This window comes from Atopobacter sp. AH10 (genome assembly GCF_003664595.1).
GTDB lineage: Bacteria > Bacillota > Bacilli > Lactobacillales > Aerococcaceae > Atopobacter.
Genome location: NZ_QXPZ01000043.1, coordinates 17,007 through 28,261, shown reverse-complemented (window position 1 = coordinate 28,261; position 11,255 = coordinate 17,007). Strand labels below are relative to the sequence as shown.

General features: G+C 40.0%; 9 protein-coding genes. All 9 read left to right on the top strand.

Features of this window, described 5'->3' with window-relative positions:
• Nucleotides 1-389: 389 nt before the first annotated feature.
• Entirely contained in the window at nt 390-1,628 is a 1,239-nt protein-coding gene (glyA, locus tag D3H64_RS08595; protein WP_199700158.1) for a serine hydroxymethyltransferase, read from the top strand.
• A gap of 349 nt (nt 1,629-1,977) precedes the next feature.
• Nucleotides 1,978-3,369, top strand: a complete 1,392-nt coding sequence (gene mnmE, locus D3H64_RS08590) for a tRNA uridine-5-carboxymethylaminomethyl(34) synthesis GTPase MnmE (RefSeq protein WP_121565836.1) — start codon at nt 1,978-1,980, stop codon at nt 3,367-3,369.
• Between the two features lie 60 nt (nt 3,370-3,429).
• Nucleotides 3,430-5,340 (top strand): tRNA uridine-5-carboxymethylaminomethyl(34) synthesis enzyme MnmG, encoded by a 1,911-nt coding sequence (gene mnmG, locus D3H64_RS08585; RefSeq protein ID WP_121565838.1) that lies wholly within the window; start codon nt 3,430-3,432, stop codon nt 5,338-5,340.
• Nucleotides 5,341-5,412: 72 nt separating this feature from the next.
• Complete coding sequence (gene rsmG, locus D3H64_RS08580; protein WP_121565835.1) at nt 5,413-6,132, top strand: 16S rRNA (guanine(527)-N(7))-methyltransferase RsmG; 720 nt, start codon at nt 5,413-5,415, stop codon at nt 6,130-6,132.
• 45 nt (nt 6,133-6,177) lie between these two features.
• Nucleotides 6,178-6,852: a deoxyribose-phosphate aldolase gene (gene deoC / locus D3H64_RS08575; RefSeq protein WP_121565834.1), complete on the top strand. Its 675-nt coding sequence runs from the start codon at nt 6,178-6,180 to the stop codon at nt 6,850-6,852.
• Nucleotides 6,853-6,918: 66 nt separating this feature from the next.
• Nucleotides 6,919-8,253 (top strand): pyrimidine-nucleoside phosphorylase, encoded by a 1,335-nt coding sequence (locus tag D3H64_RS08570; protein ID WP_121565833.1) that lies wholly within the window; start codon nt 6,919-6,921, stop codon nt 8,251-8,253.
• A 12-nt stretch (nt 8,254-8,265) separates the two neighbouring features.
• Entirely contained in the window at nt 8,266-8,796 is a 531-nt protein-coding gene (locus D3H64_RS08565; RefSeq protein WP_121565832.1) for an acyl-CoA thioesterase, read from the top strand.
• Nucleotides 8,797-9,364: 568 nt separating this feature from the next.
• A complete protein-coding gene (locus D3H64_RS08560; protein WP_121565831.1) occupies nt 9,365-10,042 on the top strand; it encodes a serine dehydratase beta chain in 678 nt (225 codons plus the stop codon).
• A gap of 13 nt (nt 10,043-10,055) precedes the next feature.
• Entirely contained in the window at nt 10,056-10,979 is a 924-nt protein-coding gene (gene sdaAA, locus D3H64_RS08555) for an L-serine ammonia-lyase, iron-sulfur-dependent, subunit alpha (RefSeq protein WP_121565830.1), read from the top strand.
• Nucleotides 10,980-11,255 lie beyond the last annotated feature (276 nt).

Genomic DNA, 11,255 nt, shown 5'->3' with positions numbered 1-11,255 from the left:
CTTTATATGTCATAGACAGACTTCAGTCTGTCTTTTTCACCAACAACAAAAAGTATAGAGCCAAAATAAAAGTATTTTATAAAAGCTAGACGGCTAGCCAAGGAAACTTTGACTCAAAATATTAGTAAAAAGCCATAAGGTAAGAGTAGAATGAGATGGCTTGATAGAGCTTTTATTCTGTGATATGATAATCTTGCTAAAAAAAGGAAAGCGCTATCAAATGTGTATTAAATAAGAATGTTATGATGGATTAATATTTTTTATAAAAATACCTTTAATGGCCTTTTCTAAAAATGTTGTTTGTAGCGGTGTCACTTGGCTTTTTCTGTAATAAAAGGTTCATGTTCAATAGTCTAAATCGCTTGATGAAAAAGAGGGGAGTAAAAAAAATGATCAACAACAATTTGCGTGATGAAAAGATTTTTGAGCTGATTGAAAAGGAAAAAGAGAGACAAGAACGTAACATAGAATTAATTGCCTCTGAAAATTTTGTTTCTAACGAAGTCATGGAAGCCCAAGGGTCAGTTTTAACCAACAAGTATGCGGAGGGTTATCCACGGAAACGCTACTATGGAGGCTGTCAATGGGTGGATGAAGTAGAACAATTAGCCATTGACCGTGCGAAAGAGTTATTTGGAGCAGAATATGCTAACGTTCAACCGCACTCAGGCTCTCAAGCTAATAATGCTGTTTTCCAAGCCTTCTTACAACCTGGCGATACTTTTATGGGAATGAATTTATCAGAAGGAGGACATTTAACGCACGGATCTCCAGTTAATTTCTCAGGAAAAATCTACAATGCTGTTCACTATGGAGTAGATCCTGAAACAGAAATGGTGGATTATGATAGGGTGCGTGAACTAGCCTTAGAACATCGTCCTAAAATGATCATTGCAGGTTTCTCTGCTTATTCTCGTCAGTTAGACTTCAAGAAGTTTAGAGAAATTGCCGATGAAATTGGAGCAATTTTAATGGTAGATATGGCTCACGTTGCTGGTTTAGTGGCGACAGGTCTATATCCTAGCCCTATTCCTTATGCTGATGTAGTGACAACTACCACGCATAAAACGTTACGTGGACCACGTGGGGGGATGATTTTAGCGAAGAAAGAACATGCTAAGAAGCTACGTTCGGCTGTCTTCCCAGGTAGCCAAGGGGGACCTTTAGAACATGTCATTGCGGCTAAGGCTGTGTCTTTCTATGAAGCCCTACAGGATGAATTCAAAGATTACTGTGCGCAAATTTTAAAGAACGCTAAAGCTATGGAAGCTGTCTTTAATGCTTCTGATAAAGCCCGAATTATTACGGGTGGAACGGATGACCATCTATTGTTGATTGATGTCAGAGGATATGGTTTAACAGGTAAAGATGCTGAAGAAACCTTAGATCGTATTCATATTACAGCTAACAAGAACACTATTCCGAATGAAACGGAAAGTCCATTTATTACATCAGGTATTCGTATTGGGACACCAGCGATGACAACTCGTGGTTTCAAGGAAGCAGAATTCACGGAAGTAGCTGAAATAATTGACGCTGCCTTAAGTCATGCGAACGATGAAGCAAAATTAGATGAATTAGCCCAACAAGTGCTCAACTTGACTGAACGGATTCCTTTATATAAATAAGAAACAGTTCTATCTGTAAAAGAATAGCCTTATATAACGCCCTCTAAACAAGTCGCTTAAAAGTGATAGTTTAGAGGGTTTTGGCTTGAAATAGACATTTTAACCTAGATATTTGGAAAAGAGTTTTTATAAAATGAAGCAATCTTCCAGGACTTATTGAAAAATGAAGGATAGGTGTCGCAAAGTTTAATAGGCAAATCTATTTTTTTCTATCATTAGTACTTGCATTTTTTGCTCAATTCAGTATAATCAATGCGAAAAGATGTGTCACAGTCAAAGTGTGTACCTCCTTTATGTGGGAGTCGTATGCACTTTTTTTATTGAAAATGAAAAGAGAGGGGAGCTTTTGATGTTTGAGACGGATACGATTGCGGCTATTTCTACGGCCTTGGGGGAGGGCGCAATAGGGATTGTTCGCTTAAGTGGACCAGATGCTTTAGCGATAAGCGATCGCTTTGTGAACATTGGAAAGAAAAAGAAGGTCACAACTGTCGATAGCCATACGATTCATTATGGTCATGTGACAGATCTATCTACTGGTACTCTTGTAGACGAAGTGATGGTTACCGTGATGAAGGCGCCAAGAACCTTTACTCGTGAAGATACTGTTGAAATAAATTGTCATGGGGGTATTGTTGCCGTTAATCAAATATTGGAAGTAGCTTTGGAAGCTGGGGCACGTTTAGCAGAACCAGGGGAATTTACCAAACGAGCATTTTTGAATGGCCGGATTGATTTAAGTCAGGCGGAAGCAGTGATGGATATCATACAAGCCAAGAGCAGTCGGGCGAAAGATCTGGCTTTAAGTCAATTGGAAGGCAAACTTTCTAAGAAGATCCAAAATTTACGTCAGTCTATGTTGAAAACTTTGGCTGCTATAGAGGTAACGATTGACTATCCAGAATATGACGAAGCTGAAGAATTGACGCTAAAAGAAATAAAAACAACCGCTCGAGATATTCAATCGCAAATTAACCGTCTGCTTCAAGAATCCAAACAAGGGAAAATCTTACGAGAAGGAATCAAGACAGCTATTATTGGAAGACCAAATGTTGGGAAATCCAGTTTGTTAAATGTCCTCCTACAAGAAGACAAGGCTATCGTTACTTCGATAGCAGGAACAACGAGAGATACAATCGAAGAGACTTTAACGATCAGAGGGATACCACTAACGCTAATTGATACGGCAGGTATAAGGGAAACAGATGATTTAGTTGAACAAATTGGGGTTAAACGATCTCAAGAAGCTATTGATCGCAGTGATTTGATCTTGCTAGTATTGAACCAATCTCAAGAATTAACGGAAGAAGATAAGAAATTGCTGGCTCTAACAAAAGAGAAGAAAAGAATTATTTTGCTCAATAAATCTGATTTAGAAAGTCGATTAAATCTGACGGAACTGGAAGAAACCCTTAATGGACAAAGTCAAGTGATTACTACATCTATGCTGACAGATCAAGGGATAGAAGACTTAGAAGAGGCGATTCTAACTTTATTTATGACTGGAAAAATCGATGAAAAAGATATGACTTATGTTTCTAATGCTCGTCATATTCAGCTTTTGAAAGAAGCCTTAAAAGCTCTGGATGATGTTTTAGAAGCTGCTGATATGGGCGTTGGAGTTGATTTGATCCAAATTGACCTTACTAGAGCCTGGGATCTTTTGGGTCAAATAACTGGAGAATCTGCTCCAGATGAACTCTTGAACCAACTCTTTAGCCAATTTTGTTTAGGAAAATAAAAAAGGATGGACAATATGATAAAAAATCACGCAATAGATGCATTTACTCGTTCAAAAGATATGCCAAAGCAAGCTCGTTTTTTAGCGGGCAATTATGATGTTATTGTTGTTGGAGGAGGACATGCTGGATGTGAAGCAGCTTTAGCCAGTGCTCGGATGGGTTTATCGACCTTGATGGTGACCTTGAACATTGAAATGATTGGGTTTATGCCATGTAATCCATCTATCGGAGGGCCTGCTAAAGGGGTAGTTGTTCGAGAGGTAGATGCTCTAGGTGGGGAAATGGGGCGCAATATTGACAAAACTTATATTCAAATGCGCCTCTTGAATACTGGTAAAGGTCCAGCTGTTCGAGCTTTGCGGGCACAAGCTGACAAGCTAAAATACCAACATAGTATGAAATTGACGATTGAACAAATCCAAAATTTAGATTTGAAACAGGCCATCGTTGAGGAATTGATTGTCGAAGATGGCTATTGTCGCGGGGTCGTGACGCATACAGGAGCTATCTATCGGTCGAAAGCTGTGGTTTTAACGACAGGAACTTCTAGTCGTGGTCAAATTATTATGGGGGAATTGAAATATTCTGCTGGGCCAAATAACTCCCAACCAGCTATCCGCCTCTCAGAAAATTTGATGGAACTGGGCTTTGAATTAGCTCGTTTTAAAACAGGAACACCTCCAAGAATTCATCAGTCTTCGATCAATTATGACGAAACAGAGATTCAACCTGGTGATGAAAAGCCAGCATTATTCTCTTATAGGAGTGATTTGACCAAGTATCTCTTGGAGCAAATTCCCTGCTGGTTAACCTTTACTAATGAGCGAACGCACGACATTATTCGTCAAAACTTAAATCGTGCGCCAATGTTTACAGGAATGGTTGAAGGGGTTGGGGCGAGATATTGCCCATCTATTGAGGATAAGATTGTTCGCTTTGCTGATAAAGAAAGACATCAGCTGTTCCTAGAACCAGAAGGGCGTTGCACTGAAGAAGTATATGTTCAAGGGCTATCGACTTCTATGCCAGAAGATGTGCAATTAGATATGTTGCATTCGGTTAAGGGATTGGAAAATGCCAAACTGATGAGACCAGGTTATGCCATTGAATATGATGTCATTTTGCCACACCAATTGACCCTGTCTTTAGAGACTAAATTGGTGAAGGGACTCTTTACTGCAGGACAAATGAATGGAACTTCAGGTTATGAAGAAGCAGCTGGGCAAGGGATTATAGCTGGGATTAATGCCGCTCGTTTTGTACAAAAGAAAGATCCTGTTATTTTGAAACGTTCTGATGCTTATATTGGGGTTATGATTGATGATTTGGTGACGAAAGGGACGACGGAACCTTATCGCCTCTTGACTTCTCGTGCTGAATATAGACTCTTGTTAAGACATGATAATGCTGACTTGCGCTTAAGTGAAATTGGGCATGAAATTGGCCTTTTAGATGATCAAGCTTACCAAGATTTCTTGGGTAAAAAAGAAGCAATTGATAAGGAACGGCAACGACTTTTAGAAACGCGCTTGAAGCCAAGTGCAGGCTTACAAGCTCTATTGAAGGAGAAAAAGTCAGCAGAATTAAAAGATGGCATCATTTTCGGTGAATTGCTGAAACGTCCGGAATTGACTTATGATGATTTAATAGCTTTTGCTCCAGCTGAAGAAGTGATAGATGAAGCGGTAATTGAACAAGTACAGATTCAGATTAAATATGAAGGCTACATTAATAAGGCAGAAGAAAAAGTACGGAAACAGCACAAGATGGAAAGTAAACAGATACCAGACAATATCGATTATTCTTCTATTGCAGGATTAGCCATGGAAGCACGTGAACGGCTGAAGAAGATTCAACCTAAAACATTAGCTCAAGCTAGCCGAGTGTCAGGGGTAAATCCAGCTGATATTTCTGTTTTAATGGTCTATTTAGAACAAATGAAGGGTAAAAAGGAAGAGACCAACAAGTAAGTCATCCTTAGACACAGAAGAATAGAAATTCGCTATAATGAAGGAAAAGGAGACAGGAGAGGAGGCGGACAAGTGACACCTGAAACATTCAAAGAGGCAGTTAAGGCAAGATATGGAATAGACCTTAGCTCTAAACAAATGGAGCAATTCCATGTTTATTATCAGGAACTAGTCCAGTGGAACCAACAAATGAACTTAACAGCTATTACTGAAGAAGAAGGGGTTTATGAAAAACACTTTTTTGATTCACTTAGTCTGATTAAAGGGGTGGATTTAAAAAACACTCAAAGGATGTGCGATGTGGGTAGTGGGGCAGGGTTTCCTAGCTTACCAGTAAAGATTGTCTTTCCAAATGTGGAAGTAACCATTGTCGATGCATTGAAGAAACGGATTAGCTTTTTAGAGGCTCTTTGTGACAAGCTGGGATTAGAGGGCGTAAATCTTGTTCATGATCGTGCGGAAATTTTTGGGCAAGATAAAAAATATAGGGAACAATTCGATTTAGTCACCGCCCGTGCTGTGGCTCGATTAAATGTCTTAACAGAACTCTGCTTACCTTTATGTCAAGTATCCGGAACTTTTGTAGCGATGAAAGGGTCTAAGGGGCAGGAGGAATTGGAAGAAGCCAAGAAAGCTATTCGCCTTTTAGGGGGCGAGACAGTGACTTGCTTGAATTTTCAATTGCCGACTGAAGAAAGCCAGAGGGATCTTATTGTGATAAAAAAAATGAAACAAACCCCAAAGAAGTATCCACGTCAAGCAGGAAAGCCCAATAAGAGCCCTATTCGTTAGATGTGGCAGGGATCTTTGCTCTAAAGAATAATAGGAGGAAATATCATGGCGAGAATTGCGGCTTATATTGACCATACGGCTCTAAAAGCTGATACAACAGAAGAAATGATTGATCAATTAGTGGAAGAAGCTAAACACTACCATTTTGCGAGTGTTTGTGTTAATCCAACTTGGGTTTACCATGTGGCTCAGGCTCTAAAAGGAACAGATGTGAAGGTATGTACTGTAGTCGGCTTTCCTTTAGGAGCTAATACATCTCAAATAAAAGCAATAGAAACGAGAGATGCAGTGGCTAATGGAGCTGATGAAATTGATATGGTGATCAATATTGCCTGGGCGAAAATGCATGCTTATGACAAGCTAGAGTCAGATATTCTAGCGGTTGTCAATGCTGCTGAAGGGAAAATAGTGAAGGTCATCCTTGAAACCTGTCTTTTAAGTGATGAGGAAATTGATGAAGCTTGTAAAGCTGCTGCTCGAGCAGGGGCAGATTTTGTTAAAACATCAACAGGTTTTTCTAAATCTGGGGCAAGTGTAAAAGCAGTCAAAAGGATGAAGGCTGCTATTCCCTCTCGTATGAAAGTGAAAGCTGCTGGTGGGATTCATACTTTGGATGAGGCACTGCGTATGATTGAAGCAGGAGCAGAACGTATAGGAGCTAGTGCAGGCGTTCAGATAGTAAAAGAAGAAGCTGAGAAAAAGTGTGAGTGCAGAAAATAATTTGAACTAAAAGGTGACTGCTCAATAAAAGAAAACCTAGTAGGATAAGAAATGGAGGGGATTAAGATGGATATGGTGGCCTTGATTGAGAAAAAAAGGGATGGAAAAGTTTTGAGCGAAGAAGAAATAAAGCAATTGATTGAGGCTTACACCAAGGGCTCTATACCAGACTACCAAATGAGTGCCTGGTTAATGGCTGTTTACATAAGAGGTATGACAGAGGAAGAAGTGACCGCCCTTACCCTTGCCATGATGCATTCTGGGGATCAATTGGATCTCTCTTCTATTAAGGGGATTAAAGTTGACAAACATTCTACAGGGGGCGTAGGAGATACCACAAGTTTGATTTTAGGTCCTCTAGTAGCTTCTCTAGGTTTACCCGTGGCGAAAATGTCTGGACGTGGTCTTGGGCATACGGGAGGGACCATTGATAAGTTAGAAGCCATACCAGGTTTTCATGTCGATCTAAGTGAGGAGGACTTTAAAGAGCAAGTCAATCGTGATGGGCTAGCTATTATTGGCCAAACAGGGGAAATTACTCCTGCTGATAAGAAAATATACGCCTTACGTGATGTAACTGGGACGGTAGGCAGTCTCCCTCTCATTGCTGCGTCTATTATGAGTAAAAAGTTAGCAGCAGGGAGTGATGCGATTTGTTTAGATGTGAAGGTGGGTTCAGGCGCTTTTATGAAAACATCTGAAGAGGCAGAAAAGCTAGCGGAGACGATGGTGGCCATTGGTCATAGAGCAGGTAGACGAACGATGGCAGTCATTTCTGATATGTCTCAACCACTTGGGAGGGCTATAGGCAATGCCTTAGAAGTTGAAGAGGCCATAGAAACCTTGCAAGGTCGAGGACCAGATGATTTAACGGAATTGGTTCTCACTTTAGCTAGTCAGATGCTTCTGATGGGGGAGAAGGCAAAGGACTTAAGTCAAGCTAGGTCTATGTTGATCGAGCAATTGAAAAATGGTCAGGCCTATGCAAGCTTTAAAACTTTTGTAAAGGATCAAGGAGGAATAGCTGAACTTTGTGATAGCTATCACCAACTGATAAAAGTAAAAGAGAAGAGAGATGTTTTAAGTCCAAAGGCAGGTTTTATCATGTCTATGGATGCAGAACATATAGGGCTACAAGCCATGCATTTAGGGGCAGGTAGAGCTAAAAAAGAAGAAAAGATCGATCCTTATGTAGGTCTTGTTTTGCATAGAAAGATTGGCGATTGGGTGAATGTTGGGGATCGCCTCTGTACCATTTACAGTAACCATCATGAAGAAAATATTGAAACGATTGAAGAAGAAATTTTAGCTAGTCTTTCGATCGGACCTGAACTACGTGTTCCAGCGCTTATTCATGGGGTAGTTGGGGATGCTTTTTCAGGGAAGACGAGTAAAGTGTAGAAAGGAAGCCCAATGACCTATCAAGAATATCCTACAGGCAAAGCTTGCCGATTAAGTCGTGTATACCAAACACATAATATTTTCCCGTCGGATTGCAATATGCATGGTAGCTTATTTGGAGGGAGATTACTCGAATATATTGATAATGCGGCGTCTATTTCTGTTTCAAGACATGCTCGCTTATTATGTGTGACTGCTTCTATTGATGCAGTGAATTTTATTGCCCCTCTTTATCATACAAATTCTGCCTGTGTGGAAACCTTTATTTCTGGAACAGGCAAGACTTCTTTGGAAGTTTTCTGTAAAGTTTTAGGGGAAAAATTAGAAACAGGAGAACGTTACCTTGCTGCGACAGCTTTTTTAACTTTTGTGGTGGTGGGCGAGGCTGGAAAAGAACTATTTGTGCCCCCTGTTTACCCTGAAAGTGATGAAGAACGTTTAGTGTGTGAGGGATACGAAGAAAGAAGAAAGGCACGCTTAGCTAAACGTGAAGCAGAAAAAGCTTTTCAAAAGCAATTGAGTATTGATCTTCCATGGAGCTAGGAAAGCATCACTGTTTAAAAATAGTCGTTAAAGTTTCTATGCTATTTTTATATGGATGAGGCAAAGATCCCTTTTAAAAACTAGAGTTAGGGGAGATCAGTTTTCCTAAAGGCCAATCAAATAAACAAACCCTTGATGTATTTTCTCTTTTGAACTATCTATCGAGGGTTTCTTTGTTGTTTTATGATGGATAATTTGTGAATGATTAGAGTTATATCATTAAAGAGAGTGAAGATAAAAAAAGCGTGAGTAATGAGATCTAGTGAGTAAAAAACTTGCAAAAGAAATGAATAAAATCCCGAGTAAATCTGTTAGCGTTTACAGCTATATATGATAAAATACTATTAGGGACTAGGGATGAAAATGAAAAAGTGGTAAAAAAAGACTAGCTTAGTTGAGTTTTGCGTATAAGGCCATTAAAATGAAAGTGTCTAAGAGAAGAAGGGAAAATAGCTGTATCCCTTTTTTAAAGATAAGGGTTCTCGATATCAGCCACTTGATTTTTTCGAGCATCAATTTTTTATAAAAAATGATGAGGGCGGTTACATTAGCTTAGGGGGACACTGTAATGACAAAAACAATTAATTATCGATCTTGTTTTGATGTGATTGGACCAGTTATGATCGGGCCGTCCAGCTCCCACACTGCAGGAGCTTTGAAAATTGGACAAGCGGCTAGACAATTACTCGGTAGCGATCCTACTAAAATTATCTGTCATTATTATGAGTCCTTTGCAGAAACTCACCAAGGGCACGGAACTGATTTTGCCATAGTAGCAGGATCTTTAGGTTTTGAGACTGATGATAAGGAAGTCCCCTATTCAATGACGATTGCCAAAGAAAGAGGCGTTTATGTAGAATTTATTTCTCACAAAGATATGGATAGTCCCGTCCACCATGCGAACACAGCTGATTTACGTTTATCGAATGAAAAGGCAAGTATTCGCTTGATTGGAGCCTCTGTTGGAGGAGGAACGATAGAAGTACGTTATTATGAAGTGGATAATTTTAAAGTAGAACCCACTGGTCCTTTACCTATTGTGACGGTTATTACGGAAGAAATTAAACAAGCGGATGATCTCTATCGTCTATTAAAAGAAGAGATGGCCATACCAATTGTGAATGAAATTGATCAATTCAAAAAAGGAAAGTTTTTACGACACTTTGAGCTGGGAAATTTGCTTTCAGATGCTAATACAGAAAGGCTACGTTCACTAAAAAATTTGCAATTGTTTATTATGAGATAGGGGGAGAACGCTAATGTATATGGCCGTTTCGGAAATTGTTGAAGCAAGTCAACAAACAGGCAAGCCCCTTTCTCAATTGATGATTGAACAAGAAATGGCAGTCTCTGACCTACCTAGAGAGGCTGTTTTAGCAAAGATGCGCTATAATCTTAATACGATGAAAGCAGCTTGTAAAAGAGCTGTTGAAGGAGAGGGCGTTCACTCTCCAACTGGGCTCACTGGTGGGGATGCCTTAAAATTGAGAAAATATCGTGAGAAAGGGAAAAGCCTTTGCGGGGATAAAGTTTTGTCAGGTGTACAAGATGCCTTGGCTACCAATGAAGTGAATGCTGCTATGGGGGTAATTTGTGCTACACCAACTGCTGGTGCAAGTGGTACACTTCCTGGAGTGCTTTTCACGGTTTCAAAAACACTGGGATTGAATGAAGACCAAGAGTTAAATTTTCTGTTTACCGCTGCCTTATTTGGAATGATCGTTGCTAATAATGCCTTTATTGCCGGTGCTACTGGAGGATGTCAAGCAGAAGTCGGATCGGCCTCGGCTATGGCGGCTGCAGCAGCTGTTGAGGCAGCTGGAGGAAGTGCTCAACAATCTGCGGATGCTTTTGCAATGGCTATGGGAAATTTGCTAGGTTTGGTGTGTGATCCTGTTGCAGGATTGGTAGAAGTCCCATGTGTGAAAAGAAACGCAGTTGGAGCAGGTAATGCGCTCATAGCGGCAGATATGGCTTTGGCGGGAATTGGGAATATCATTCCTGCAGATGAAACCATAGAGGCTATGAGAAAAGTTGGCAGAGCAATGCCAAGAGAACTCAGAGAAACTGGGTTAGGGGGGACGGCAGGAACGCCAACTGGTCTATCCATTAAAATGCGTATTTTCGGGAAAGATGTCTCTGTATCCAATGAAGAAGAAAAGGGAAAAAGGAGACCCCTATAAATAGTGAAGTAAGGCAGATTGAAATTGAGCTTCAAGCAGGCTAAAATGCTCAAAAGCTCACGTGTCACTTAAGGAAAGATGGGTAAAGTAAAGGGGCTCTTAAGCTATAGATTTCAAAGAGAGTGAAAATTGCAGAAGAATAAAGCGTTAACAAGAGGGTAATGCCATTATACTAAGAGAATGAAAAAGCAAGACTTTCTTCTAAAGAGAAAATCTTGCTTTTTATTTATCATGGATAAAAATTTTAGGATAGACAAAAGATGGCGAAAAAGCATG